The 25,916-nt window shown below is 61.7% G+C and carries 22 protein-coding genes; 12 read left to right on the forward strand and 10 right to left on the reverse strand.

Annotated elements, in window-relative coordinates; genetic code table 11:
* Nucleotides 1-916 precede the first annotated feature (916 nt).
* The 6 genes from etfB to AD662_RS26065 form a co-directional block, all read right to left on the reverse strand.
* On the reverse strand, nucleotides 917-1,687 hold the full coding sequence (gene etfB / locus AD662_RS26040; protein WP_053189988.1) for an electron transfer flavoprotein subunit beta: 771 nt from the start codon (nucleotides 1,685-1,687) through the stop codon (nucleotides 917-919).
* Nucleotides 1,688-1,700: 13 nt separating this feature from the next.
* Complete coding sequence (gene etfA, locus AD662_RS26045) at nucleotides 1,701-2,921, reverse strand: electron transfer flavoprotein subunit alpha (protein WP_018612383.1); 1,221 nt, start codon at nucleotides 2,919-2,921, stop codon at nucleotides 1,701-1,703.
* A complete protein-coding gene (dgcB, locus tag AD662_RS26050) occupies nucleotides 2,918-4,870 on the reverse strand; it encodes a dimethylglycine demethylation protein DgcB (protein ID WP_018612381.1) in 1,953 nt (650 codons plus the stop codon). Before dgcB ends, etfA begins: the two co-directional genes overlap by 4 nt.
* 170 nt (nucleotides 4,871-5,040) lie before the next feature.
* Nucleotides 5,041-7,101, reverse strand: coding sequence for a dimethylglycine demethylation protein DgcA (gene dgcA / locus AD662_RS26055; RefSeq protein ID WP_014340592.1), 2,061 nt, complete (start codon nucleotides 7,099-7,101; stop codon nucleotides 5,041-5,043).
* Between the two features lie 15 nt (nucleotides 7,102-7,116).
* Nucleotides 7,117-7,647 carry a DUF5943 domain-containing protein gene (locus AD662_RS26060; protein ID WP_018612374.1) on the reverse strand — a complete coding sequence of 177 codons (531 nt, stop codon included), beginning with the start codon at nucleotides 7,645-7,647 and terminating at the stop codon, nucleotides 7,117-7,119.
* 78 nt (nucleotides 7,648-7,725) lie between these two features.
* Complete coding sequence (locus tag AD662_RS26065; protein WP_014340593.1) at nucleotides 7,726-8,703, reverse strand: dipeptidase; 978 nt, start codon at nucleotides 8,701-8,703, stop codon at nucleotides 7,726-7,728.
* A gap of 235 nt (nucleotides 8,704-8,938) precedes the next feature.
* On the opposite strand from AD662_RS26065, the gene AD662_RS26070 reads away from it, so the two are divergent.
* Nucleotides 8,939-9,340 carry a lysozyme inhibitor LprI family protein gene (locus AD662_RS26070; protein ID WP_053189989.1) on the forward strand — a complete coding sequence of 134 codons (402 nt, stop codon included), beginning with the start codon at nucleotides 8,939-8,941 and terminating at the stop codon, nucleotides 9,338-9,340.
* 57 nt (nucleotides 9,341-9,397) lie between these two features.
* Nucleotides 9,398-9,814: a DUF3010 family protein gene (locus AD662_RS26075; RefSeq protein WP_053189990.1), complete on the forward strand. Its 417-nt coding sequence runs from the start codon at nucleotides 9,398-9,400 to the stop codon at nucleotides 9,812-9,814.
* A 170-nt stretch (nucleotides 9,815-9,984) separates the two neighbouring features.
* Here the strand turns inward: AD662_RS26075 and AD662_RS26080 are convergent, their stop codons facing one another.
* Together AD662_RS26080 and AD662_RS26085 are read right to left on the reverse strand one after the other, a co-directional pair.
* Nucleotides 9,985-11,169: an ATP-binding protein gene (locus tag AD662_RS26080; RefSeq protein ID WP_053189991.1), complete on the reverse strand. Its 1,185-nt coding sequence runs from the start codon at nucleotides 11,167-11,169 to the stop codon at nucleotides 9,985-9,987.
* A 68-nt stretch (nucleotides 11,170-11,237) separates the two neighbouring features.
* On the reverse strand, nucleotides 11,238-12,197 hold the full coding sequence (locus AD662_RS26085; protein ID WP_053189992.1) for a GlxA family transcriptional regulator: 960 nt from the start codon (nucleotides 12,195-12,197) through the stop codon (nucleotides 11,238-11,240).
* Nucleotides 12,198-12,383: 186 nt separating this feature from the next.
* On the opposite strand from AD662_RS26085, the gene AD662_RS26090 reads away from it, so the two are divergent.
* The 6 genes from AD662_RS26090 to AD662_RS26115 all read left to right on the forward strand — a co-directional run bounded on the left by AD662_RS26090 (nucleotide 12,384) and on the right by AD662_RS26115 (nucleotide 17,846).
* A complete protein-coding gene (locus AD662_RS26090; RefSeq protein WP_053189993.1) occupies nucleotides 12,384-13,328 on the forward strand; it encodes a choline ABC transporter substrate-binding protein in 945 nt (314 codons plus the stop codon).
* Nucleotides 13,329-13,399: 71 nt separating this feature from the next.
* Entirely contained in the window at nucleotides 13,400-14,287 is an 888-nt protein-coding gene (gene cdhC, locus AD662_RS26095; RefSeq protein ID WP_053189994.1) for a 3-dehydrocarnitine:acetyl-CoA trimethylamine transferase CdhC, read from the forward strand.
* Nucleotides 14,288-14,449: 162 nt separating this feature from the next.
* Complete coding sequence (locus AD662_RS26100) at nucleotides 14,450-15,415, forward strand: L-carnitine dehydrogenase (RefSeq protein WP_053182635.1); 966 nt, start codon at nucleotides 14,450-14,452, stop codon at nucleotides 15,413-15,415.
* A gap of 127 nt (nucleotides 15,416-15,542) precedes the next feature.
* Entirely contained in the window at nucleotides 15,543-16,019 is a 477-nt protein-coding gene (locus tag AD662_RS26105; protein ID WP_018612357.1) for a thioesterase family protein, read from the forward strand.
* Between the two features lie 20 nt (nucleotides 16,020-16,039).
* The gene (locus AD662_RS26110) at nucleotides 16,040-17,203 is read left to right on the forward strand and encodes a gamma-butyrobetaine dioxygenase (RefSeq protein ID WP_053189995.1); all 1,164 of its coding nucleotides are present in this window, start codon (nucleotides 16,040-16,042) and stop codon (nucleotides 17,201-17,203) included.
* A 379-nt stretch (nucleotides 17,204-17,582) separates the two neighbouring features.
* The gene (locus tag AD662_RS26115) at nucleotides 17,583-17,846 is read left to right on the forward strand and encodes a hypothetical protein (protein WP_018612353.1); all 264 of its coding nucleotides are present in this window, start codon (nucleotides 17,583-17,585) and stop codon (nucleotides 17,844-17,846) included.
* Nucleotides 17,847-18,454: 608 nt separating this feature from the next.
* Here the strand turns inward: AD662_RS26115 and gbdR are convergent.
* Nucleotides 18,455-19,558, reverse strand: coding sequence for a choline metabolism transcriptional regulator GbdR (gene gbdR / locus AD662_RS26120; protein ID WP_013694424.1), 1,104 nt, complete (start codon nucleotides 19,556-19,558; stop codon nucleotides 18,455-18,457).
* Nucleotides 19,559-20,134: 576 nt separating this feature from the next.
* The gene (locus AD662_RS26125) at nucleotides 20,135-21,511 is read right to left on the reverse strand and encodes an L-serine ammonia-lyase (RefSeq protein ID WP_018612349.1); all 1,377 of its coding nucleotides are present in this window, start codon (nucleotides 21,509-21,511) and stop codon (nucleotides 20,135-20,137) included.
* A 423-nt stretch (nucleotides 21,512-21,934) separates the two neighbouring features.
* Here AD662_RS26125 and AD662_RS26130 point away from each other — a divergent pair, with 423 nt between their 5' ends.
* From AD662_RS26130 to betI, 4 genes are all read left to right on the forward strand, one after another.
* Nucleotides 21,935-22,882, forward strand: a complete 948-nt coding sequence (locus tag AD662_RS26130; RefSeq protein WP_018612347.1) for a choline ABC transporter substrate-binding protein — start codon at nucleotides 21,935-21,937, stop codon at nucleotides 22,880-22,882.
* Between the two features lie 70 nt (nucleotides 22,883-22,952).
* Nucleotides 22,953-23,798 carry a choline ABC transporter permease subunit gene (gene choW, locus AD662_RS26135; RefSeq protein ID WP_014340605.1) on the forward strand — a complete coding sequence of 282 codons (846 nt, stop codon included), beginning with the start codon at nucleotides 22,953-22,955 and terminating at the stop codon, nucleotides 23,796-23,798.
* A complete protein-coding gene (choV, locus tag AD662_RS26140) occupies nucleotides 23,795-24,973 on the forward strand; it encodes a choline ABC transporter ATP-binding protein (protein WP_018612345.1) in 1,179 nt (392 codons plus the stop codon). The genes choW and choV overlap by 4 nt, the downstream gene beginning before the upstream one ends.
* A 269-nt stretch (nucleotides 24,974-25,242) precedes the next feature.
* Complete coding sequence (gene betI / locus AD662_RS26145; protein WP_003206359.1) at nucleotides 25,243-25,863, forward strand: transcriptional regulator BetI; 621 nt, start codon at nucleotides 25,243-25,245, stop codon at nucleotides 25,861-25,863.
* Nucleotides 25,864-25,916 lie beyond the last annotated feature (53 nt).

The following is a 25,916-nucleotide window of genomic DNA, read 5'->3' on the forward strand; positions in this document are numbered from 1 at the left end:
ATAGACGCGCACGCTGATTGACGGCGCGACGATGAATGCGTTTATGCAACGAGGTGGGAGGTGTCGGGACGCAGGTCACCGATGATTGCGGGTGTGAGCGGGGTTCCTTGCTATCCATCATGTGTTCTCCCTGAACCTGATGTGGATAAAGTGGCGATGTCCTTGTGCCATGGAGTGAAGACAGCCCGCAGACCCTCGTCAAGGGTGTGACTTAGAACTGTATGAAATTTGATCTATCGCCATTTGCGCTATGCCCGCTGTGGCTTGCAGCGTTTGGCGAACAAGTTATCCACATGACCACCCACAGCAAATGGGGACAAGTACGTGTATGCCCGGCATTTTTCCACCGGCAAAGTGAATAAAAACCGTGACTTATGAACAATGACGGTTTTACCGGCCTATCGGTTGTTTTTTGATCAAACCCCTGTAAGCCGTGCCCGACAAGGCGTGTGGCGGTAAGCGAACACCTTATCCACAGAAGCACCAACAGTGTTTGGGGGTAAATTTGACGATTCTGTGGAAAACCCTTTGGACGGCTTGTAAATCGAGGTTTTCCTGATAAAAAAAGGCTATTTGATCAGTTTATGATCAACTCGCTGAACGCCCCGGTTCGTATGGGTTGCAGCGTAGAGCGAACATCTTATCCACAGAAGCGCCAACAGAGATTGGGGGCAAGTTTTGGCTGGAGCGAATAACTACTCACAGGCAAAAGCCAATAAAAACCGTGAGTTATACTGATTGTTTTTTGAACGCAGGGCTGGAGGGCCTGATTTGCATGGGGTGCAGAGAGGGGCGAACAGGTTATCCACAGAAGCGCGCACAGGGATTGTGGGTAACCCACCATGCCCATTCTTTGTGGGAGCTAGCCCTGTGGGAGCAAAGCTTGCTCCCACAGGGGGTTAGGGGGTACTTGAGGTCAGCGAACCACTCCTTCCTCCACCAACAGCTTGAGAATCGCCTCGGCCCCCGCCTCCGGGCTCACGCCCTTGAGCACCTGCCCGCCTCCACCACTGGCCTTGGCCGTGGCAGCTTTCATGCGGTCGGCGCCGCTCTTGGCCTTGATCACTTTCAAGCGTTTGGGCCGTGGCTTGGCCGGTTGCAGGGTTGCCACCGCCAGCAAGGTGTCGTCGATCACTTCGACCTCCTCGGTATGCAATGCCCCCCGCCGGGCCGGGCCGTAGGCGCTTTGCCGAGGCTTTGGCGCAGCGTTATCCACAGTGGCCAGGAACGGCAGGCGCACTTTGAGACGTCGCCGTTGGCCGCGAGGCAAGGCTTGCAGCACCAGGGCCACACCCTTGTCGATGGACTCGACCTGGGCCAACCCCACCACCAGCGGCCAACCGAGACTCTCGGCCAGCAGGAACGGCAGCATGCCCGAGCCTTCACCGGTTTCCGCCTGGCTGCCGGTGAGCACCACTTGGGCACCGGCATCACGCAGGTAATCGGTCAGGGCCGGTAGGGCGTCGGCGCCGACGGGGTTTTCCAGCACGTGCAATTCATCCAGGCCCATGCCCAGATAGGCGCGCAGGGCCGGTTCGGCCACGTCGCCAGCGTGCAGCACTTGCAGGTCGCTGCCGGCCAGTTGCAAGCCCAGCTCCACGGCCCGGGCGTCCTGTTCGGCGCGCCGAGGCCGACCGGAAGTGGGGTGGGCGCCGATGGACACGAGGCTGATCACTTGGGTACTCATCAACTTATCCTTCTTAAGCCGCATCGCGCTTGGCTTCGTTGCGGTAAGCCTCTACCGCCGCGATCAAGGCCTGGAGAATCGCCGCGCTGTCACCGATCACCGACAGGTCCGCCCGTTTGATCATGTCGCAACCCGGATCGAGGTTGATCGCCACCACCTTGTCGCAGGCGCCAATGCCCTGCAGGTGCTGGATCGCCCCGGAAATCCCCACGGCCACGTAAACCCGCGCCGTAACCCAGGTGCCGGACGCACCGACCTGGCGATCGCGGGCCATGAAGCCGTCGTCCACCGCCACCCGCGAAGCGCCTTCGGTAGCGCCCAGGGCCGCTGCGGTCTGGTGGAACAGTGCCCAGTCCTTGACCCCGTTGCCGCCGGAGAAAATGAATTCGGCCTCGGCCATCGGGATCGCGCCCGGGTCCACCGCCACCGCACCAAGGTCTTCGATGCGCGACAAGCTGCGGGCCACGCTTGTGGATAACTCCACCGGCAAGGCTTCGTGGCGGGTTTCGCTGACCGGTTCAGCGCATTCGGCCGCTGCCAGGATCAAGCGCGCCAATGGCCGGGCCAGGTCTTGCAGGCCCGCACCGGCGCGGCCGATACACTCTTCGCCCTTGACCTGCCAGACCCGCGTGGCCGGGCGCTCACCCAAGGCCGCAGCAAAGCGCCGGCCCAGTTCGCCGCCACCGGTGCGGCTGTCTGGCAACAGCCAATGGCGTGGGCTGAACTGGTTATCCACAGCCCGCAGGCCTTGCACCCGTTGTTCCGGTGCATAACCGCTGAATTCCTCGCCATCGAGCACCAGCAAGCGGTCGACACCGGCCGTGGCGAAGGCGTTTTCCTTATGCTCGCCGAAGACCACCGCCAGCACTGCGCCTTCACTGCCGGCAAGCTGATGGGCCAGGCCCAGCAGATCGCGGTCGTGGCTGCTCAAGCGGCCACCGACCATGTCCGGCACCACACTGATGTAGAACGCCGGTTGCGGCACCTGATGCAGCGGCAATTGCACTTCAACGGCAGCGCTGCGTTTGCTCGCGCCACCCTGCTGGGCACCGCTGCGGTCGATCCGCTTGATGCCATTGGGGCCGATGAAACCGACACCATGAACGTTCTTGCGAATGACGCCGTTGGGCCCCATCCAGCTGTGCTGCACCGGTTGCATGGCCGCGTGAAGCGGGTGCAGGCGGTTGCGGGCGATCCACTCGGCGCGAGGGTCGCGGCGGATGATTGTGCTCATGAATGCACCTGCGCGAGTTCACGTTTGACCGGGGTCACCGGTTTGCTCGGGGCCACGTCTTCCAGCAGCGCGTCGGCCACCAGTTCGGCAATGTCCTTGATCATCGGCCGCGGCTCGACCACGCCTTCCAGCATCGCGGTGCACTGTGGACAACCCACGGCCACCAGTTCGGCGCCGGTTTCGCGGATGTCTTCCATGCGCATGTCAGGAATCCGCTGCTTGCCCGGGATGTCGGTGATCGGCGCGCCGCCGCCACCGCCGCAGCAACGCGAACGGAAACCGGAACGCTGCATCTCCTTGACCTCGATACCCAGCGCACGCAGCACCTGGCGCGGCGCCTCGTATTCGCCGTTGTAGCGGCCCAGGTAGCACGGGTCGTGATAAGTCACGCTGTCGCCCTTGTGCTGGCCGAGGTTCAACGCACCGGCGTCGATGATTTCCGCCATATAGGTGCTGTGGTGCTGCACCAGGTAGTTGCCATCGAAGGCACCGTATTCGTTTTTCAGCACATGGAAACTGTGGGGGTCGCAGGTGACGATGCGGTTGAAGCTGTATTTGGCCAGGGTCTGGATGTTGCGCTTGGCCAACAGCTGGAACGTCGCCTCATCGCCCAGGCGCCGGGCCACGTCGCCGCTGTCGCGTTCTTCGAGGCCGAGCACGGCGAAGTCGATCTTCGCCGCCTTGAGCACTTTGACGAAGGCGCGCAGGGTGCGCTGGTTGCGCATGTCGAAAGCACCGTCGCCGACCCAGAACAGCACGTCGGTGGATTTCTTCTCGCTGAGCAGATTGAGGTTCAAGTCCGCCGCCCAGTTCATCCGCCCGCCCGGGGCGAAGCCGCCAGGGTTGTCGGTGGCGATGAGGTTTTCCAGCACTTCGGCGCCCTTGTTCGGCGTGGCGCCTTTTTCCAAGGTCAGGTGGCGGCGCATGTCGACGATGGCATCGACGTGCTCGATCATCATCGGGCATTCCTCGACGCACGCCCGGCAGGTGGTGCAAGACCACAGGGTCTCGGCGTCCACCAGGCCGTTGACGATTGGCTGATGGGGATTACCAGCATGTTCGCCCACCGGTTTACCCGGATACGGGCTGCCGGCGAATTTCGCATCGGTGCCGCCGGCCAGGCCGACGACCATGTCCTGGATGAGTTTTTTCGGGTTCAGCGGCTGGCCGGCAGCGAACGCCGGGCAAGCAGCCTCACACTTGCCGCACTGCACGCAGGCATCGAAGCCCAGCAGTTGGTTCCAGGTGAAGTCCTTGGGTTTTTCCACACCCAGCGATGCGCTAGGGTCGTTCAAGTCCAACGGCTTCAGACCGGTGGAACGACCGCCACCAAAGCGCTCCGCTCGGCGGTGCCAGGCCAGGTGCAGGGCACCGGCGAAGGCGTGTTTCATCGGCCCGCCCCAGGTCATGCCGAAAAACAATTCCGACACACCCCACAGCACACCGACACCCAGGATCGCCGCCACCAGCCAACCGCCGAAGTTTTCCGGGAGGATGCCCGCCACCGGCAGGGTCACCAGGAAGAACGACGCCGAGAAAGCCAACAGGCTTTTCGGCAGGCGCATCCAGGGACCCTTGGACAAACGGGCCGGCGGATTGCGCCGACGCAAGTACATAAAGATCGCGCCAACGAACATCACCGCCGACATCAGCAGCAAGGCGTAGCCGAGGATGCGGTTGTGCAGGCCAAAACCGTGTACCAAAATCGCCAACACAATCGACGCCACCGCACCACCGGCCGTGGCGACGTGGGTATTGGCAATGTATTTGTCCCGCGCCACCACATGGTGCAAATCCACCATATAGCGCTTGGGCATGGCGAAGAGACCGCCGATCAGGTCGACCTTGGCCGGTCGTCCGCGACGCCACATGTTCACCCGCCGCAAGGCGCCAAGGACCGCGAGGCCCAGGGCAGCAAACAGCAGGATGGGAAGAAGGGTGTTCAACATAGGTGTTGCTCCCAAAGACCTCAGGTCTTGCAGGCCAAACTAACTGGATGCCTTGCCCGATTCCTGTGGGAGCAAGGCTTGCCCGCGATGCGATCGACTCGGTCCGTCAGATGCTCCGTGTCGCATTTATCGCGGGCAAGCCTTGCTCCCACAGGGTTATCCACAAGCCGTTAGAAATCCTTGCACAACCGCAGGGCGTCGTAGATGGCCGCGTGGGTATTACGCTGGGCCACACAGTCGCCGATGCGGAACAGCAGGTAGCCATCGCCACTCTGCTCCAGGCACGGCTGGGGCTTGATCGCGAACAGGGCTTCAACGTCGATCTGGCCCTTGTTGCGCGAACCTTCCTTGAGCGCGTAGTAGATTTCCTCGTCCGGCCGCACGCCGTTTTCCACCACCACCTGGTCCACCACGCGTTCTTCCTTGGCGCCGGTGTATTCGTTCTCCAGCACCGCCACCAGCTTGTCGCCTTCGCGGTAGACCTTCTCCAGCATCATGTCCCCGGTCATGATCACTTCCTTGGGGTACATGCTGCGGTAGTAGGTGGGGAACGACGTCCCGCCAATGGCCACGCCCGGCTTGATGTCGTCGGTGACGATCTCGACCTGGCTGCCCTTGTCAGCGAGGAAGTCGGCCACCGACATGCCGGTGAACTCGCAAATGGTGTCGTAGACCAATACGTTCTTGCCCGGTGCAACCTTGCCGTCGAGCACGTCCCAGCTGCTGACCACCAGCCCTTCGGCAGCGCCCCAGTGTTCGTTCTGCTCCAGGAACGGATGGCCGCCGACGGCCAGCACGACGACGTCCGGACGCAGGTCCATGATGGTCGCCGCATCAGCCGCCACGCCCAGGCGCAGGTCGACTTTCAACCGCGCCAGCTCCAGTTGGAACCAGCGGGTGATACCGGCGATCTGGTCCCGTTGCGGGGCTTTCGAGGCGGTGGTGATCTGCCCGCCGATGAATTCTTTCTTCTCGAACAGGGTCACGTCGTGCCCACGTTCGGCGGCCACACGCGCCGCTTCCATCCCGGCCGGGCCGGCACCCACGACGACCACCTTGCGTTTCGGCCCGGTGGACTTCTCGATGATGTGCGGCACGCCCATGTATTCACGGGACGTCGCGGCGTTCTGGATGCACAGCACGTCCAGGCCTTGGTACTGACGGTCGATGCAGTAGTTGGCGCCGACGCACTGCTTGATCTGGTCGATCTGGCCCATCTTGATCTTGGCGATCAGGTGCGGGTCAGCGATGTGGGCGCGGGTCATGCCGACCATGTCGACGTAACCGCCCTCCAGAATCCGCGTAGCCTGGTTCGGGTCCTTGATGTTTTGCGCGTGCAACACCGGAACCTTGACCACTTCCTTGATACCGGCGGCCAGGTGCAGGAACGGCTCCGGTGGATAACTCATGTTCGGGATGACGTTGGCCAGGGTGTTGTGGGTGTCGCAACCCGAGCCCACCACGCCGATGAAATCGAGCATGCCGGTGTCATCGTAGTACTTGGCGATCTGCTTCATGTCCTCGTGGGACAAGCCGTCCGGGTGGAATTCGTCACCGCACAGGCGCATGCCCACGCAGAAGTCGTCACCGACCTCGGCGCGCACGGCTTTCAACACTTCCAGGCCGAACTTCATGCGGCCTTCGAAGGTGCCGCCCCATTCGTCGGTACGCTTGTTGACCCGCGGGCTCCAGAACTGGTCGATCATGTGCTGGTGCACGGCGGACAGTTCGACGCCGTCCAGGCCGCCGGCCTTGGCGCGTTTGGCGGCGCTGGCGTAGTTGCCGATCACCCGCCAGATTTCTTCCGGCTCGATGGTCTTGCAGGTGGCGCGGTGCACCGGCTCACGTACGCCGGACGGCGACATCAGGGTCGGCCAGTTGAAACCGTCCCAACGCGAGCGACGGCCCATGTGGGTAATCTGGATCATGATCTTGGCGCCATGCTTGTGCATGGCGTCGGCCAGGTTCTGGAAGTGCGGAATGATACGGTCGGTGGACAGGTTCACCGAACTCCACCACTCCTGCGGGCTGTCGATGGCGACCACGGACGAGCCACCGCAGATCGCCAGGCCGATGCCGCCCTTGGCCTTCTCTTCGTAATACTTCACGTACCGGTCGGTGGTCATGCCGCCGTCGGTGGCGTAGACCTCGGCGTGCGCGGTGCTGAGCACGCGGTTGCGGATGGTCAGCTTGCCGATCTGGATCGGCTGGAACATTGCTTCAAAAGCCATGGCGCGATCCTCGACTTACAACGGCTTGACGATGAACAGGCCGTCGTCGTGGCCTTCTTCGGAACCGCCGTAGACCTGCTCGGCCACGGTGCGGATCTGGCTGCCGCGAGCGGCGAGGATCTGGTCCATGGCGCCGGCGAACCAGCCAGTGAACATGTAGTCGACCTTGCGCCCGACCTTGCCGTACACATAGACGAACGCCGAGTGTTCGAGCTTGACGCTGGCGGTGCCTTTGTCCAGGTCGATGTCCTGGATCTTGAACAGGCCCCAGCCACGCTGCGACAGGCGCTTCATGTAGTGTTCGAACACCGCGACGCCTTCCAGGCCATGGCATTCGGCTTCTTTTTCACACCAGTGCCAGGCGGATTTGTAGCCGGCCTTGTAGAGAATCTCGGCGTAGGCGTCGGCGCCCAGCACTTCTTCGATGCCCATGTGGTTGTTGACGAAAAAGTGCCGTGGCACGTACAGCATCGGCAGGGCGTCGGAGGTCCAGACACCGGTTTCGCTGTCGACTTCGATAGGCAGTTGCGGGGCGATCTTGGCCATGAAAACTTGACTCCGGAAATTCGTGATGTGCCTGCGGCGCGAGTGGCCGCAGGTAAGGATTCAGTGATGCAGCGGGGTTTACTCGCCCCAGACGTCCTTGAGGACGTTCACCCAGTTCTCGCCCATGATCTTGCGCACTACCCGCTCAGGATGGCCGCGCTTGAGCAGCGTTTCGGTGAGGTTCGGGAACTCGCCCACGGTGCGGATGCCCAGGGGGTTGATGATCTTGCCGAAGCTGGTCAGACGACGGGCGTAGCCCTTGTCGTGGGTCAGCATTTCGAAGAAGTCCTGGCCGTGGCCCTGGGTGAAGTCGGTGCCGATGCCGATGGCGTCTTCACCGACGATGTTCATGGTGTATTCAATGGCCTCGGCGTAGTCGTCGATGGTCGAATCGATGCCCTTGGCCAGGAACGGCGCGAACATGGTCACGCCGACGAAACCGCCGTGGTCGGCGATGAACTTCAGTTCTTCATCGGACTTGTTGCGCGGGTGTTCTTTCAGGCCGGACGGCAGGCAGTGGGAATAGCACACTGGCTTCTTCGATTCGAGGATGACCTCTTCGGAAGTCTTGGAACCGACGTGGGACAGGTCGCACATGATGCCGACCCGGTTCATCTCGGCGACGATTTCGCGACCGAAGCCCGACAGGCCGCCGTCACGCTCGTAGCAACCGGTGCCGACCAGGTTCTGGGTGTTGTAGCACATCTGCACCACACCCACGCCCAGCTGCTTGAAGATCTCGACGTAGCCGAGCTGGTCTTCGAAGGCATGGGCGTTCTGGAAACCGAAGATGATGCCGGTCTTGCCCTGTTCCTTGGCGCGGCGGATGTCGGCGGTGGTTTTCACCGGGATCACCAGGTCGCTGTTCTCGCGGATCAGTTTCTGGCTGGCGGCGATATTGTTGATGGTGGCCTGGAAGCCTTCCCACACCGACACGGTGCAGTTGGCTGCGGTCAGGCCGCCCTTGCGCATGTCTTCGAACAGGTCGCGGTTCCACTTGGCAATGATCAGCCCGTCGATAACGATGCTGTCGGCGTGCAATTCGGCTGGGCTCATCAGGCAGTCCCCTTTTATCAGCGATTCATGCGCCGAATCGTGTGCCGGCGCTTTGGGGCCAGCATATGCCTGAGGGCCGCGACGACCCGGTGCAAAAACGACAGGGGAATTGCCGAAAGCGTCAATCCACGACAAAGGGGTACACCAGGCCCACCCTACCCGTCTGTTCTTTACCCGACGCTTGCGCCAGAATCCGCCGCATCACTGGTTTTCACTGGACTTGAGCGGCAACGCAATGAAATCACTCTTCCTGGCTTTGGCACTGATCAGCACCGTCGCGCATGCGACCGAAGACACCGAACCCAATCCCTGCGACGAAGTTGAAAACGACGTCCAGACCCTGGCCTGCTCGGCCTACGGCAAAACCGCCGCCGAACAATTGCTGGGCGAAAACCTGCAAAGCCTCAACGAGCGCCTGCAAACCCGCTACGCCAGCGACAAGGCCCAGCTCAACGACATCACCACCAAGGTCAAGGCCGCCCAACAACTGTGGCAAAAACAGCGCGAGGCCGACTGCGCCATCGCCGCCTTCCCGGCCAAACCCGGCAGCGAAGCCTACAAAATCGCCGAAAACGACTGCATGGCCCAGGTGAGCGATGATCGGTCGGAGTTTTTGGAGTCGATTGGGCAGGAGTGATGCTTCAGAAGCCGTTTAGCGCGGTAAGCTGCTTGCATCATTGGTAAAGGGATTCACATGAAAACGTGCGGCATCGAAATCAAAGGCAGCGAAGCAATCATCGCCGTTGCCTCGCTGGATCAACAGGCGCTGAGTCACGTTGCGCTGAACACCAAGAAAATCGCCCTGGACGACGATGACGAAGCCGCCAACGTCAAGGCCTTCGCCGCCCAGGTGCGGGCGTTTGTGGTTGAGAATGGCATCGAACGCATCGCCATCAAGAAGCGCAGCAAGAAAGGCGAGTTCGCCGGTGGGCCGACGACGTTCAAGATCGAAGGGGTCTTCCAGTTGCTGGACGGTTGCGAGGTGACGCTGCTGTCGCCGCAGACCATCAATGCGCAGAGCAAGAAACATGACTTCGCCCTGCCGGCGACGCTCAATAAGTATCAGCATGAGGCTTATAAGGCGGCGTGTTCGGCGTTGATGAAGAAATAGACCTTTTCCAGCCGAACGGGCACCTATGGAGAGTTTTTTGTGGGAGCAAAGCTTGCTCGCGATGGAGGCGATGCGGTCCTTCAGAAACCGAGTCGACTGTTTCGCGAGCAAACTTTGCTCCCACAAAATCCCCTCTCCACACAGGTCACTATGCTCGACCGCTAATCGGGTCAGGACCGACTCTGTTGCTTGCGATACCCCTTCAACCACTCCGCAAACGCCTTGTCCTCCAGCGCATAACCACCCCGGTTGGACTTCCACACCAATTCCTTTTCACGCAGCGCGTCGATGCAGGATTGGATGGTCTGGGTACCGGGCACGACTTCGCTTCCCATAGTCCTCAGCGCCTTGCCCACCGCCTCCAGCGTTGAATCGGTGAAGGGCGCGAAGGGTTCGTTGTTTTGCGAACGCTCGGCCATGACCTGCAGCACGGCGCGTTGCGGCACCGTCAGGGCGTTCCAGGCGCTCTCGAACTCGGTCCAGACGCCGGCGCGCAGCATTTCAGCGCTGTTGCGCAGCAAGTCACCCAACTGGCTCGCCTCACCCAGCTCCAGGGCAATTTCGCCGATGACGCTGCGCAACATCTCCGGACGGCGCCCCACCAACTCAAACGCCTGGTCGAGGTCATCGGCGTTGAACTGGTTGGTTTGAGCCAAGTGTGCGTTCAAATGGGCGGTGTAGGCCTGGGTGAAGGCTTTGCCCAGCAAAGGGAACGGCGTGATGCTGGACCCGTAGAACGGTTGGTTGCGGCTGAGTACCAAGTGGGCGAGCTTGTCGCGATTGGAGCCGGTGAACACCAGCCGCAGGCCGCTGGCATCCCCCTCACGTCCCTGGTTGAGCTGGTCGCGGGCAGCCTTGAGGCCGAACATCGCGTTGACCCCGGCCTCGGTGGTCAAGGCATGCTGGGCTTCGTCGATCACCAGCACCACGGTTTTACCCGCGGCACGGTGCAACAGCTCCAGCGCCTGGGTCAGCGTCGCCCCTTCGGGCAGTTGCGGCTGGCTGAAATCCCAGGACAGCGTGCGCAAGAAGCTGAGTTTGTCGATGCCCATGGATTTGGCGAGCTTGCGGATGCCCTTTTCATAAGGCACCAGTGCCCCGGCGATGGCCGAGGCGATCAGGTCGGCAGGGTCCTTCTCCTTGTTGGCCCAAAGGTCGACGTAGACCGCGAGCCAACCTCGCGTCTCGCATTCGGGAATCAAGTCTTCGCGCAGGAATGTACTTTTTCCGGTACGCCTTGGCGCGGCCAGGAACAGGCCTGAGGTGTAATCCTGGATCCCGGCGCCGGCCAGCCCATCGACAATATTGCGGGCCAGATCGGGGCGCCGGAAGACAAAACCGGGGTGCTTGGACATGGTTTTATACTCAATTATGGCGACAGGTATAATTTATAGTCGCGAGTATAATTGAGTATAAAAGCCTGTCAAACCAACTCCCGCCCATCCCCCTGCCGTCGCCGATCCTCCCGCGGGCAGCGCTCGAACCGTGCCCGATAGCTGCGGGTGAAGTACGACGGTGACTCAAAGCCGCAGGCGATGCTTACTTCCAGCACACTCATGTCGGTCTGGCGCAGCAATTGCCGGGCCTTTTCCAGGCGCAGGCGCAGGTAGAAGTTGCTCGGGGTGTCGTTCAGGTGCAGGCGGAACAGCCGTTCGAGCTGGCGACGGGTGACGTTGATCGACTCGGCCAGCGCCAAGGTGCTCAGTGGCGGTTCGCTATGGGTTTCCATCTCGCCGATGACGTGCACCAGCTTCTTGTTGCGAATGCCGTAGCGGTTGGCGATTTCCATGCGCTGGTGGTCTTTGCGCGGGCGGATGCGGCCGAGCACGAACTGCTCGCTGACCTGGATCGCCAGTTCCGAACCGTGGGCCTGGCCGATCAGGTCCAGCATCAGGTCGATGGACGCAGTGCCGCCCGCACAGGTGATGCGGCGACGGTCGATTTCGAACAGTTCCTGGGTCACGCTGAGTTGCGGATAAGACTCCTTGAACGCCTCGATCGCTTCCCAATGCAAGGTCACGCGGTGCCCTTCCAACAGTCCCGCCTCGGCCAACACCACACTGCCGGTGTCGATGCCCCCCAGGGTCACGCCTTCGTTGTCCAGCCGATGCAGCCAGCGCTCCAGTGCCGGGGTGGCGAATTTCAGCGGTTCGAACCCGGCCACCACCCAGAGGGTCGCGCCCTTCTTCAGCGGTTCCAGTGCGGCATCGGCGTTGACCGACATGCCATTGCTCGCCAGCACCGGCCCGCCATCGATACTCAGCACATGCCAGCGGTACAGCTCGCCGCGAAAACGATTGGCGACCCGCAACGGCTCGATGGCCGAAATGAAACCGATGGCCGAAAAACCCGGCATCAACAAGAAGTAGAAATCCTGGGACATGGAGCGCACTCGGTTGGCGGGTAGCGTGCGGACCTTGATACGCCAGTTGCAACGCCCGTTCAAGAGTCGCTGCAGTGCAAGAGCACGTCGCCGCTGTGCGCTTTGCCAGGCGTTGGGCTGCGTAACTTGGCATCACCGGTGCGCAGATGCCGGAACCCATAACAATAAGCTGCCGAGGAACCCGACATGAAACGACTGATCAGCTCCTGTGTACTTGCACTTTGCGGCACCACCTTCCTCAATGGCGCCGTCATGGCTGCCGAGCCCGCCGCATGCCAGAACGTGCGCCTGGGCGTGGTCAACTGGACCGACGTCATCGCCACCAGCGCCCTGACCCAAGTGATGCTCGACGGCCTCGGCTACAAGACCAAGCAAACCAGCGCCTCCCAGCAAATCATCTTCGCCGGCATCCGCGACCAACGCCTGGACCTGTTCCTGGGCTACTGGAACCCGTTGATGACCCAGACCATCACCCCGTTCGTCGAGGCCAAGCAAATCAAGGTGCTGGAGCAGCCCAGCCTCAAGGACGCCCGCGCCACCCTGGCCGTGCCGGCGTACCTGGCCGACAAGGGCCTGAAGACCTTCGCCGACATCGCCAAATTCGAAAAAGAACTGGGCGGCAAGATCTACGGCATTGAGCCTGGCTCCGGCGCCAACACCCAGATCAAGGCGATGATCGCCAAGAACCAGTTCGGCCTGGGCAAATTCCAACTGGTGGAGTCCAGCGAAGCCGGCATGCTCGCCGCCGTGGACCGCGCCGTGCGGCGCAAGGAAGCCGTGGTGTTCTTCGGTTGGGCGCCGCACCCGATGAACGTCAACGTGCAAATGACCTACCTCACCGGCAGCGACGACGCCCTCGGCCCGAACGAAGGCATGGCCACCGTGTGGACCGTCACCGCGCCGGACTACGCCCAACAATGCCCGAACGTCGGTCGCTTGCTGAGCAACCTGACGTTCAGCGCCGAGGATGAGAGCCGGATGATGCAGCCGTTGCTCGATCACAAGGACCCGCTCGAATCGGCCCGGCAATGGCTCAAGGATCATCCGCAAGACAAGCAGCGCTGGCTCGAAGGCGTCACCACCTTCGACGGCAAGCCCGCCGCCGACAACCTGAAACTGACCAATAACTGAACAACCGTTATCCATCTGCGCAGCGCCAAACGGCTGCGCGGTGACTCACCACGCCTGAAGGAAGCCGCACCATGAACCACGACGTCATCATCACCTGCGCACTCACCGGTGCTGGCGACACGACCGCCAAGAGCCCCCACGTGCCGGTCACCCCGAAACAGATCGCCGCCGCTGCCGTCGAGGCGGCGAAGGCCGGGGCCACGGTGGTCCATTGCCACGTCCGCGACCCGCAGACCGGCAAGTTCAGCCGCGACGTGGCGCTGTACCGCGAAGTGATGGAGCGCATCCGTGAGGCGGACGTGGACATCATCGTCAACCTCACCGCCGGCATGGGCGGCGACCTGGAGATCGGCGCGGGCGAACGGCCGATGGAGTTCGGTCCCAACACCGACCTGGTCGGTCCGCTGACCCGCCTGGCCCACGTCGAAGCGCTGTTGCCGGAAATCTGCACGCTGGATTGCGGCACCCTGAACTTCGGCGACGGCGACACCATTTACGTCTCCACCCCGGCGCAACTGCGGGCCGGCGCCAAGCGCATCACCGAACTGGGGGTCAAGGCCGAGCTGGAGATCTTCGACACCGGTCACCTCTGGTTCGCCAAGCAACTGATCAAGGAAGGCCTGCTGGACAACCCGCTGTTCCAACTCTGCCTGGGCATCCCGTGGGGCGCACCGGCCGACACCACCACCATGAAAGCCATGGTCGACAACCTGCCGGCGGACGCGGTGTGGGCCGGCTTCGGCATCGGCCGCATGCAAATGCCAATGGCCGCCCAGGCGGTGCTGCTGGGGGGCAACGTGCGGATCGGCCTGGAAGACAACCTCTGGCTGGACAAAGGCGTACTCGCCACCAACGGCCAACTGGTGGAGCGGGCCGGCGAAATCCTCAGTCGCCTCGGTGCGCGGGTGCTCACCCCGGCTGAAGGTCGCAAGAAAATGGGCCTGACCCAGCGCGGCTAAACCGACATCCACCTTCCCCTATTGGGGGGCACAACCTGTGGGAGCAAGGCTTGCCCGCGATAACGGTATGTCAGTCGACATCCCCGTTGAATCTACTGCCGCCATCGCGGGCAAGCCTTGCTCCCACAGGAGATCACCGAACTATTTTTTCAGGAAATCACCATGAGTTTTATCACCGACATCAAGACCTTCGCCGCCCTGGGCAGTGGTGTAATCGGCAGCGGCTGGGTCAGCCGGGCCCTGGCCCATGGCCTCGACGTTGTCGCCTGGGACCCGGCGCCCGGCGCCGAAGCGGCCTTGCGCAAACGTGTCGCCAATGCCTGGGGCGCCCTGGAGAAACAGGGCCTGGCCCCTGGCGCCTCGCAGGATCGGCTGCGCTTTGTCACCACCATCGAAGAATGCGTGCGCGACGCCGATTTCATTCAGGAAAGCGCCCCCGAGCGCCTGGCGTTGAAACTCGAATTGCACGGCCAGATCAGCGCCGCCGCCAAGCCAAACGCGTTGATCGGTTCCAGTACCTCGGGGCTGCTGCCGAGCGAATTCTACGAAGGCGCCACCCATCCGGAGCGCTGCGTGGTCGGGCACCCGTTCAACCCGGTCTACCTGTTGCCGCTGGTGGAAGTGGTCGGCGGCAAAAACACCGCGCCCGAAGCCGTGCAGGCGGCGATGCAGGTGTACGAATCCCTGGGCATGCGGCCGCTGCACGTGCGCAAGGAAGTGCCCGGTTTCATCGCCGACCGCCTGCTCGAAGCGCTCTGGCGCGAAGCCCTGCACCTGGTCAACGACGGGGTGGCGACCACCGGGGAAATCGACGATGCGATCCGCTTTGGCGCCGGCTTGCGCTGGTCGTTCATGGGCACCTTCCTGACCTACACCCTGGCCGGCGGCGATGCCGGGATGCGGCACTTCATGGCCCAGTTCGGCCCGGCGCTGCAACTGCCATGGACCTACCTGCCGGCGCCAGAGCTGACCGAGAAGCTGATCGACGATGTGGTGGACGGCACGAGCGCGCAATTGGGCAGCCACAGCATTTCGGCCCTGGAGCGCTATCGTGATGATTGTCTGCTGGCGGTGCTGGAGGCGGTGAAGACCACCAAGGCCAAGCACGGTATGTCTTTCACTGAATAACCCCCTGTGGGAGCGGGCTTGCTCGCGAAGAGGCCGGTACATCCGCCAAATATCGTGCGGTAGATACACCGCCTTCGCGAGCAAGCCCGCTCCCACATGAATCCCACTCTTCTGTTGGATCGTCATCATGCCCACCCTCACCACCTACCAAACCCGCATCCTCCCCGAATGGGTCGATTACAACGGCCACCTGCGCGATGCCTTCTACCTGCTGATCTTCAGCTACGCCACCGACGCGCTGATGGACCGGCTCGGCCTGGACAGCCAGAACCGCGAAGCCAGCGGCCACTCGCTGTTCACCCTCGAACTTCATCTCAATTATCTGCACGAAGTGAAACTCGGGGCCGACGTGCAAGTGCACACGCAGATCATCGGCCACGACGCCAAGCGCCTGCACCTCTACCACAGCCTGCACCTGGTCGGCGGTGATAAAGAGCTGGCCGGCAATGAACAGATGCTGTTGCACGTCGACCTGACCGGTCCGCGCTCGGCGCCTTTCACCGAACAGACCCTGGGCCGGCTCAGCGCCCTGCTCGACGAACAATCCGACCTGCCGCCGCCGCTGTACATCGGCCGGATCATCGCCCTGCCTCTGCCCCGATAAACCGCGAACAGGAGATCGCCATGAACACCGCCGCCGCCTTTGCCGACTTCCGCCGTTATCCCCTGATCTCCCCATTGACCGCCGCCACACCGTTGGTCGACCGGATCCAAGTGACGTGGGCCGACGGCCGGACCAGCCCCTTTCATCACCCGTGGCTGCGGGACAACTGCCCGTGCGCCCAATGCGTCTACAGCGTCACCCGCGAACAGGTGCTGGAGATCGTCGACGTCCCTGAAGACATGACTCCCAGTGCGACCCGCCTCGACGACGAAGGCTGCCTGTGCGTGGACTGGCAGGACGGTCACCAGAGCCGTTTCGACCCCGGCTGGCTGCGCGCCCACGCCTACGATGACCAATCACGCGCCGAGCGCCTGGCGAACAAGCCCTGCCGCCAACTGTGGCGACGCGACCTGCAATTGCCAGTGTTCGACTACCCGGCGCTGATGGACGATGACGATACGTTGTTGCAATGGTTGCTGTCGGTGCGCGACATCGGCCTGACCCAGGTGTGCGGCGTGCCCACCGAACCCGGTTCGCTGAAACGGGTTGCCCAGCGCATTTCCTTCATTCGCGAGAGCAACTTCGGTGTGCTGTTCAACGTGCAGTCCAAGGCCGATGCCGACAGCAACGCCTACACCGCTTTCAACCTGCCGTTGCACAGTGATTTGCCGACCCGGGAATTGCAGCCGGGGCTGCAATTCCTGCATTGCCTGGTGAATGACGCCGACGGTGGCGAGAGCATTTTTGTCGACGGTTTTGCCATTGCCGAAACCCTGCGCCAGGAAGACCCCGAGGCCTTCGACGCGCTGTGTCGGATCCCGGTGGAATTTCGCAACAAGGACCGTCGCAGCGACTACCGCTGCCTGGCGCCGATCATCGCGCTGGACACCCTGGGGCAGGTTTCGGAAATCCGCATGGCGAACTTCCTGCGTGGGCCGTTCGACACCACGGTCGAGCAGATGCCCAGGCTTTACCGCGCCTACCGCCGCTTCATCGCCCTGACCCGCGAGCCACAATTTCGTCTGGTACAGCGCCTCGAACCCGGCCAGCTCTGGTGCTTCGACAACCGCCGCACCCTCCACGCCCGCAATGCCTTCGACCCGGCTTCCGGGGCCCGGCATTTCCAGGGGTGCTATGTGGATCGGGATGAGTTGTTGTCGCGGATTCTGGTGTTGCAGAGGTAAACCGCGTCATCGTTCATCGCGAGCAGGCTCGCTCCCACAGTGGTTCTGTGTCGCTCACAAAACCTGTGGGAGCGAGCCTGCTCGCGATAGCGGTCTGTCCTGCAACCCATCTATCCCAGATTCACCGAGGCAAAAAAATCCCCGATCAAGCCGTGACAGGATCGGGGCAGGAGCGTTACTGGAGGAGCTGTCGCGCGAGGGTGACCAAACCATCGTGATTCAGCTTGAGGTCAGTGTGCCCAGTCCAGGTCCGTGCAAGTTAGCCGAAAACGACGCCTCCATAGTCATTCATGACATTACGACCATTTGCCCTTGCCGCCGCTTCGGGTGGCTACCAGAATCGAGACACGAGCCCAATCCCTGAACAAGGAAAAGCGTCATGATGTACGCCGATTTGATCGACCAGGAAGACCTGCTGGGCCATCTCAAGGCCCTGGGGCTGCAAATACCCAGTGGTTCCACTGCCGAGCAGGCGTGCGAGTGCGCCGTGCGGGGGCTGGACACCGTCCGTGCCAATGATTTGCGGCGGATGGTCAAGGAGATGTACACCAGCAGCGCCACCATCCTGCCGGCCGTGCGCCAGGCGATCGATAAGCAGCTGTTGCCGGCGTTGATGCAATACCAGCAGAACCATAGCGCCTGACAGAACACAATTGCTCCCACAGGATTTGTGTCGTTCACAAAACCTGTGGGAGCGAGCTTGCTCGCGATGGCGGCCTGATTGAGTACATATCCGTTGCTGCGGTAACGGCGGCTAATGGTTCCGCCCTGACGGCGGCTCACTTTTGAAAAGCGCAAAAGTAAGCAAAACGCTCATGCCCCACCACTCGGTGCCTCGCCTAGGCTCGGCATGCCCGAACGAAGGCATTGCTCCGTGGGCCCGCCGCGAAGGGCCATCCATGGCCCAGCGCGGCTATCCCGGCATCCATGCCGGGTTGCCCACTCCACAATGCCTGCGTTCGGCCAGCGTGGTTAACGGGGCGCCGAGATCAACGTCCACCGCGAGGCGGCCTAGTAGCCGACCTGGTTCTCCCCGTCGTACACCCATCAGATCTGTTTGAGCAGGACCTGTGGGAGCAAAGCTTGCTCGCGAGGCGGCCTTACAGCCGACCTGGCTCTCCTGGTCGTACACCCATCAGATCTGTGGGAGCAAAGCTTGCTCGCGAGGCGGCCTGACCGTCGGCCTACTCTCCAGCCGTACCCCAATCCAACTGTGGGAGCGAGCTTGCTCGCGATAAAGGCGCTACGGTCTCAGAGCCTCACACTGGCAAACGTCGACTCATTACGCGCCTGGCTCAACGCCGACAGCGGCCCGGACAATGGCGACAGCACCAGCGCCTGTGGCAGCGGCATCATCGCCACCTGTTGCGTGGTGTTGGAACCGACGCGTTCGTCGCGCGGCGGAATGCCGAAGTATTCGCGGTAGCACTTGGAGAAGTGCGGGGTGGAGACGAAGCCGCACACCGAGGCCACTTCGATGATCGACATCGGCGTCTGCTTGAGCAGTTGCCGCGCACGGATCAACCGCAGCTTGAGGTAATAGCGCGACGGCGAGCAGTGCAGGTACTTCTGGAACAACCGCTCCAGCTGACGCCGGGACACGGCGACGTATACCGCCAGTTCGTCCAGGTCGATCGGTTCTTCGAGGTTGGCCTCCATCAGCGCGACGATTTCCTGCAGCTTCGGCTGGTTGGTGCCAAGCATGTGCTTGAGTGGCACACGCTGGTGATCCTGTTCGTTGCGGATACGCTCGTAGACAAACATTTCCGAGATCGCTGCCGACAGTTCACGGCCATGATCGCGGCTGATCAGGTGCAGCATCATGTCCAGCGGCGCGGTGCCGCCGGAGCTGGTGAAGCGGTTACGGTCGAGGGTGAACAAGCGGGTGCTCATCGATACCCGCGGAAAAGCTTCCTGCATTGCCGCCAGGCATTCCCAGTGCACGCTGCAATCGAAGCCGTCCAGCAGGCCGGCGCAGGCCAGGGCCCAACTGCCGGTGCAGACCGCGCCGAGGCGACGGGATTGGCGGGCCTGGCCTTGCAGCCAAGACACGTGTTCGCGGGTCACGGTGCGCTGGATGCCGATGCCGCCACAAACGATGACCGTATCCAGGGCCGGCGCCTTGTGCATGGAGGCGTCAGGAGTGATTTGCAAACCGTCGCTGGCCCAGACCTGGCCGCCATCGACCGTAAGGGTGGTCCAGCGATACAGCTCGCGACCGGACAATTGGTTGGCCATGCGTAGCGGTTCTACCGCGGACGCCAGGGAAATCAGCGTGAAATTGTCCAGCAGCAAAAAGCCGATGGATTGAGGCGCACGGTTCTGGGGTTGGGCCCCGGAGTTGGACGTCGTCATCGCGGTATCTCCTCACACAAAGCGGGTGATGGCCTCAGGCGGAGGCTCTTGTTATTGCCATCGTTCTCGTACCGAGACGGGGCTTTATCGGGATAGAGCAATTGCCATGCCTAAAATTGAATGCGCGTTCAATAAATCCTGAAAACGACATCGCGGCCTGTCTATATAAGGCGTGTGTCGAGTACGGGTTATAAGCGCCATCCAGGGCGGCAGGCACCTGTCACAGCGGGCCGTGAGCAGTTCGGTAGCACTTGTGGGAACTGGGCTGCGCCGCTTGCGCAACGAGTATCACCACAGGTGCGGATGACGGACGGTCGAGGCCGATTCAGCGGCTGGCTCGACAACAGGGGTCTTGTCTGTTTGCGACGCGCTAAAAGGTGGCGCGTTTGCCGATTGGTGTTCATTTTGTGAGCGGTTTTCGCTCTTGTGGATAAAGGGAATCATCTGTGGGAGCAAAGCTTGCTCGCGATGGCGGTATGCCAGTCGACATCCATGTTGAATCTACTGACGCTATCGCGGGCAAGCCTTGCTCCCACAGAAAACCCTCTTGCCACAGAGCGTTGTGCAAACAAGGTTTCAGCACTCCACCGCACTGACCGCCAAGCCGCCGCGCGAGGTTTCCTTATATTTGTCATGCATGTCGGCACCGGTATCACGCATGGTGCGGATCACCCGGTCCAGGGAGATGAAATGCTGGCCATCCCCGCGCAAGGCCATTTGGGCGGCGTTGATGGCCTTGACCGCGGCGATCGCATTACGCTCGATGCACGGCACCTGCACCAGGCCGCCCACCGGGTCGCAGGTCAGGCCGAGGTTGTGTTCCAGGCCGATTTCCGCCGCGTTGCACAGTTGTTCCGGCGTGGCCCCGAGGATTTCCGCCAGACCGGCCGCCGCCATGGCGCAAGCCGATCCCACCTCGCCCTGGCAACCGACTTCGGCGCCGGAAATCGATGCGTTCTTTTTGCACAGGATCCCGACGGCCGCCGCACCGAGGAAATAATCCACGACGTTGGCGTCGGTGACCGCTTCGCTGAACTTCATGAAGTAATGCAGCACCGCCGGAATGATCCCCGCCGCGCCATTGGTCGGCGCCGTGACCATGCGCCCGCCGGCAGCGTTCTCCTCGTTGACCGCCAAGGCGAACAGGTTGACCCACTCCATGGCGCTGAGGGTCGAGCCGATGACATTGGGCTTGTTCAACTCTTGCAGGCTGCGATGCAACTTGGCCGCACGTCGACGCACATTCAAACCGCCCGGCAGGATGCCTTCGTGCTTGAGACCCTGCTCGACGCAATCCTGCATGGCCCGCCAGAGCTTCATCAGGCCGCTGCGGATCTCTTCTTCGGAACGCCAGACCTTTTCGTTGGCCATCATCAACTCGGCCACCCGCAGGTTGTGGCTGCGGCACAGCTGGAGCAACTCTTCGGCGCTGGAAAAATCGTAAGGCAGTTCGGTGCGGTCCAGGTCCACTACACCGCTGGTGGCCTGGGCCTGATCGACAACGAAACCACCGCCGACCGAGTAATAGGTGTCACGGTGCAGCTCGCCGTCGGCGCCCTCGGCCACCAGCGTCATCGCATTGGGATGGAATGGCAGGTTCTCGTCGATCAGGCGCATGTCCCGGGACCAGATGAACGGCACCGACAGGCGACCGTCGAGCAGCAGGGTCTGGGTTTCGCGCAGCCGCTCGATGCGCGGGCCGATCTGCGACGGGTCGATTGCGTCCGGCCACTCGCCCATCAAGCCCATGATCACGGCGTTGTCGCTGCCGTGGCCGATGCCAGTGGCCGAAAGCGAACCGTAGAGCTGAACTTCCACCCGCGCGACTTGTTCCAAAAGTCCTCGCTCACGCAAACCTTGCACGAACAATGCGGCGGCCCGCATCGGGCCCACGGTGTGTGAACTGGACGGGCCAATACCGATTTTGAACAGGTCGAAAACGCTGATTGCCATTGCCGAGAACCTCCAGAACAGGCACATCCGGGCGCAGGAGCGTCCGGTGACGGAGCTGCTACGCTCAACGCCGGGATGGCCGCATCATCCGGTTTTTGCCATGGCGTGCGACGTCTGACACCGACGCAATCATGCCCAGCAGCGCCGCCCCGTCCTGCCCCCGGTTTTGCGGCGTTTTTCTGCGTATCAGGGGCCCATCAGGGGCGGAAAAAATCTGTAAACGACGTCACCAACACTGGATGCGACCCTCCCTGTACTGGATACGACCCACCCTGTAGGCGTCAGATTTGCACTGGTACATGATCGGTTACGGCTCGTTTGCAAGGCCGCGTGTCAGAGAGTGCCCACGCGCCACCAACCGCAACATCCCATAAGCGCGGCGTCCTGACCGGACACCGCCGATAAAACACCAGGAGTCCACCCATGAAAGGTTCCACATCGTTGTTGTTGGCCGCCATGCTGAGTCTTCCGATGCTGGCCAACGCTGCTGAACCCGAACAGTGCAGCACCGTCAACTTCTCCGATGTCGGTTGGACCGACATCACCGTGACCACCGCCACCACCAGCGTGGTGCTCGACGCCCTCGGCTACAAGACCAAGACCACCATGATTTCCGTGCCCGTGACCTACAAGTCCCTGGCCGACGGCAAGAACATGGACGTGTTCCTCGGCAACTGGATGCCGACCATGGAAAACGACATCAAGTCGTACCGCGAAGCCGGCACCGTGGAAACCGTGCGCACCAACCTCAAGGGCGCCAAGTACACCCTAGCCGTGCCCCAGGGTTTGTATGACAAAGGCCTGCACGACTTCGCCGACATCCCCAAATTCAAGAAAGAACTGGACGGCAAGATCTACGGGATCGAGCCCGGCAACGACGGCAACCGCCTGATCCAGAGCATGATCGAAAAGAACGCCTTCGGCCTGAAGGACGCGGGTTTCAAAGTCGTCGAGTCGAGTGAAGCCGGCATGCTCTCGCAGGTCGACCGCGCCGCCAAGCGCGGCACCGATGTGGTGTTCCTCGGCTGGGCGCCACACCCGATGAACACCCGCTTCAAAATCCAGTACCTGACCGGCGGCGACGACTTCTTCGGTCCCGACTTCGGTGCCGCCACCGTGGCAACCAACACCCGCAAGGGCTACAGCCAGGAATGCAGCAACGTTGGCCAGTTGTTGAAAAACCTGGAGTTCACCGTCGACATGGAAAGCACACTGATGGGCAACGTGCTCGACGACAAAATGAAGCCTGAGGCCGCCGCCAAGGCCTGGCTGAAGAAAAACCCACAGGTACTCGATACCTGGCTGGCTGGCGTGACCACCATTGACGGTAAACCAGGCCTGGAAGCCGTGAAAGCCAAGCTCGCGCAATAACTGTTCATGTTATGCCGGGCGGGTTCGCTCGCCCGGGCTGTTTATCCCTTGCATGCGGACGTTCACTACCATGCTCATTGATCAGAAAATACCCTTGGGCCAGTACATCGCGGGCTTTGTCGAATGGTTGACGCAAAACGGCGCCAACACCTTCGACGCAATCGCGCTGTTCCTGGAAACGATGATTCACGGCGTGACGTTTGCGCTGACCTGGTTCAACCCCCTGGCCCTGATCGGCCTCATTGCGCTCTTGGCGCACTTCATCCAGCGCAAATGGGGCCTGACCGTATTCGTCATCGCGTCCTTCCTGCTGATTCTTAATTTGGGTTACTGGCAGGAGACCATGGAAACCCTCGCCCAGGTGCTGTTCGCGACCCTGGTTTGCGTATTGATCGGCGTGCCGCTGGGCATTGTTGCCGCGCACAAGCCGATGTTCTACACAATGATGCGTCCGGTGCTCGATCTGATGCAGACCGTACCGACCTTCGTCTACCTCATTCCTACCCTGACCCTTTTCGGTCTGGGTGTGGTCCCGGGCCTGATCTCCACGGTGGTGTTCGCGATTGCCGCGCCCATCCGCCTGACCTACCTGGGCATCCGCGACGTACCGGACGAACTGATGGACGCCGGCAAAGCCTTCGGCTGCTCCCGTCGCCAGCTCCTGTCGCGCATAGAACTGCCCCATGCGATGCCGAGCATCGCGGCCGGTATCACCCAGTGCATCATGCTGTCGTTGTCGATGGTGGTGATCGCCGCGCTGGTGGGTGCCGATGGCCTGGGCAAACCCGTGGTCAACGCACTGAACACCGCCGATATCGCCCTGGGCTTCGAAGCCGGCCTGGCGATCGTCCTGCTGGCAATCATGCTCGACCGAATCTGCAAACAACCCGACGCCAAAGTAGGGGGTGACGCATGAGCATAATTCGTTTTGAAGACGTCGACGTGATCTTCACCAGGGATCCACGCGAAGCGCTCAAGCTGCTCGACCAGGGCATGACCCGCAACGAAATCCTGAAGAAAACCGGGCAAATCGTCGGCGTGGAAAAAGCCACCCTGGACATCGAGAGAGGTGAAATCTGTGTCTTGATGGGCCTGTCCGGCTCCGGCAAGTCCAGCCTGCTGCGCTGCATCAACGGCTTGAACACCGTCAGCCGTGGCAAGCTGTTCGTCGAGCATGAAGGCCGGCAGATCGATATCGCTTCCTGCACCCCCGCCGAACTGAAGATGATGCGTACCAAGCGCATCGCCATGGTGTTCCAGAAATTCGCCCTGATGCCCTGGCTGACGGTGCGCGAGAACATCAGCTTCGGCCTGGAAATGCAGGGCCGTCCGGAAAAAGAACGCAAGAAGCTGGTGGATGAGAAGCTTGAGCTGGTGGGCCTGACCCAATGGCGTAACAAGAAGCCCGACGAGTTGTCCGGCGGCATGCAGCAACGGGTCGGCCTGGCCCGCGCCCTGGCAATGGACGCCGACATCCTGCTGATGGACGAACCCTTCTCGGCCCTCGACCCGTTGATCCGCCAAGGCCTGCAAGACGAGTTGCTGGAGCTGCAACGCAAACTGAGCAAGACCATCGTGTTCGTCAGCCACGACCTTGACGAGGCCCTGAAGCTGGGCAGCCGGATCGCGATCATGAAAGACGGCCGGATCATCCAGTACAGCAAGCCGGAACAAATCGTGCTGAACCCGGCGGACGAATATGTGCGCACCTTCGTCGCCCATACCAACCCGCTCAACGTCCTGTGCGGTCGCAGCCTGATGCGCACCCTGGACAACTGCAAGCGTATCAACGGTTCGGTATGTCTGGACCCGGGCGGCGACTCCTGGCTCGACCTGGCCGAAGGCAACACCATCAAGGGCGCCCGGCAGAACGGCGCGGCACTGGACCTGCAAAACTGGGTACCGGGCCAAGCGGTGGAAGACCTGGGCCGGCGTCCGACCCTGGTGGACTCCAACATCGGCATGCGCGACGCGCTGCAGATTCGCTACCAGACCGGCAACAAACTGGTGCTTCACGATAACCAGCAAGTCGTCGGGATACTGGGCGACAGCGAGCTGTACCACGCACTGCTGGGCAAGAACCTGGGCTAAGCCCACGCCAGCAAAAACGCCGCGAGATGAACGCGGCGTTTTTGTTTGAGTGGTTCTGAACGGTATTCCAGCTATCAAGCGCATTTGGCCTACATGCCAACCGACGAGTGTTATAAAGACATCCCCAAAAGTCCTCGCCCCGGCAAATAGCGACGACTTGTCATAGAACTTATTTTTTGTTGATTGAACGTTCAATCAAAACAAAATAGACTGGCTTTCGTTCCGGCAGACGACATTCGTGCGCCGGATGGCCTAAGGAGATGTGCTAGATGCCCAAGGTCGGTATGCAACCCATCCGCCGCCAACAATTGATCGAAGCCACACTGCAAGCGGTCGATCAGGTCGGCATGGGGGACGCCAGCATTGCGCTGATCGCCCGTTTGGCCGGTGTCTCCAACGGCATCATCAGTCACTACTTTCAGGACAAGAATGGCCTGATCGCGGCCACGGCCCAGTACCTGATGACTGTCCTGAGCGAGAACGTCACCGCGCGCCGCCAGGCGCTGGAGGACACAAGCCCCCGGGCTCACCTCAAGGTGATCATCGAAGGCAACTTCGACGCCAGCCAGGTCAATGGCCCGGCAATGAAAACCTGGCTGGCCTTCTGGGCCACCAGCATGCACCACCCGTCTTTGCACAGGTTGCAGCGGATCAACGATCACCGTCTGTATTCCAACCTGTGTAGCCAGTTCCGCCGCGTGTTGCCCGTCGATCAGGCGCGCAGCGCAGCACGGGGCCTGGCCGCGCTGATTGACGGTTTGTGGCTGCGCGGAGCGCTGTCGGGAGACGCGTTCGATACCGCCCAGGCGCACCAGATCGCTTACGAATACATGGATTTTCAACTGGCCAAAGCAGGGGCACCAGAGCACACAGAACCGCTCGACTCCTGAACCGCCGCCGAACCGCGTAGTCAGCTATAAACGACACGCTCCGGTGGTCAGCC

Source organism: Pseudomonas kilonensis (genome assembly GCF_001269885.1).
Lineage (GTDB): Bacteria > Pseudomonadota > Gammaproteobacteria > Pseudomonadales > Pseudomonadaceae > Aquipseudomonas > Aquipseudomonas kilonensis.

Bases quoted from the DNA above. Each gene is read 5' to 3' on its own strand.
- etfB (WP_053189988.1), bottom strand. From the start codon at position 1,687: ATGAGTACCCAAGTGATCAGCCTCGTGTCCATCGGCGCCCACCCCACT.
- etfA (WP_018612383.1), bottom strand. From the start codon at position 2,921: ATGAGCACAATCATCCGCCGCGACCCTCGCGCCGAGTGGATCGCCCGC.
- dgcB (WP_018612381.1), bottom strand. From the start codon at position 4,870: ATGTTGAACACCCTTCTTCCCATCCTGCTGTTTGCTGCCCTGGGCCTC.
- dgcA (WP_014340592.1), bottom strand. From the start codon at position 7,101: ATGGCTTTTGAAGCAATGTTCCAGCCGATCCAGATCGGCAAGCTGACC.
- AD662_RS26060 (WP_018612374.1), bottom strand. From the start codon at position 7,647: ATGGCCAAGATCGCCCCGCAACTGCCTATCGAAGTCGACAGCGAAACC.
- AD662_RS26065 (WP_014340593.1), bottom strand. From the start codon at position 8,703: ATGAGCCCAGCCGAATTGCACGCCGACAGCATCGTTATCGACGGGCTG.
- AD662_RS26070 (WP_053189989.1), top strand. From the start codon at position 8,939: ATGAAATCACTCTTCCTGGCTTTGGCACTGATCAGCACCGTCGCGCAT.
- AD662_RS26075 (WP_053189990.1), top strand. From the start codon at position 9,398: ATGAAAACGTGCGGCATCGAAATCAAAGGCAGCGAAGCAATCATCGCC.
- AD662_RS26080 (WP_053189991.1), bottom strand. From the start codon at position 11,169: ATGTCCAAGCACCCCGGTTTTGTCTTCCGGCGCCCCGATCTGGCCCGC.
- AD662_RS26085 (WP_053189992.1), bottom strand. From the start codon at position 12,197: ATGTCCCAGGATTTCTACTTCTTGTTGATGCCGGGTTTTTCGGCCATC.
- AD662_RS26090 (WP_053189993.1), top strand. From the start codon at position 12,384: ATGAAACGACTGATCAGCTCCTGTGTACTTGCACTTTGCGGCACCACC.
- cdhC (WP_053189994.1), top strand. From the start codon at position 13,400: ATGAACCACGACGTCATCATCACCTGCGCACTCACCGGTGCTGGCGAC.
- AD662_RS26100 (WP_053182635.1), top strand. From the start codon at position 14,450: ATGAGTTTTATCACCGACATCAAGACCTTCGCCGCCCTGGGCAGTGGT.
- AD662_RS26105 (WP_018612357.1), top strand. From the start codon at position 15,543: ATGCCCACCCTCACCACCTACCAAACCCGCATCCTCCCCGAATGGGTC.
- AD662_RS26110 (WP_053189995.1), top strand. From the start codon at position 16,040: ATGAACACCGCCGCCGCCTTTGCCGACTTCCGCCGTTATCCCCTGATC.
- AD662_RS26115 (WP_018612353.1), top strand. From the start codon at position 17,583: ATGATGTACGCCGATTTGATCGACCAGGAAGACCTGCTGGGCCATCTC.
- gbdR (WP_013694424.1), bottom strand. From the start codon at position 19,558: ATGACGACGTCCAACTCCGGGGCCCAACCCCAGAACCGTGCGCCTCAA.
- AD662_RS26125 (WP_018612349.1), bottom strand. From the start codon at position 21,511: ATGGCAATCAGCGTTTTCGACCTGTTCAAAATCGGTATTGGCCCGTCC.
- AD662_RS26130 (WP_018612347.1), top strand. From the start codon at position 21,935: ATGAAAGGTTCCACATCGTTGTTGTTGGCCGCCATGCTGAGTCTTCCG.
- choW (WP_014340605.1), top strand. From the start codon at position 22,953: ATGCTCATTGATCAGAAAATACCCTTGGGCCAGTACATCGCGGGCTTT.
- choV (WP_018612345.1), top strand. From the start codon at position 23,795: ATGAGCATAATTCGTTTTGAAGACGTCGACGTGATCTTCACCAGGGAT.
- betI (WP_003206359.1), top strand. From the start codon at position 25,243: ATGCCCAAGGTCGGTATGCAACCCATCCGCCGCCAACAATTGATCGAA.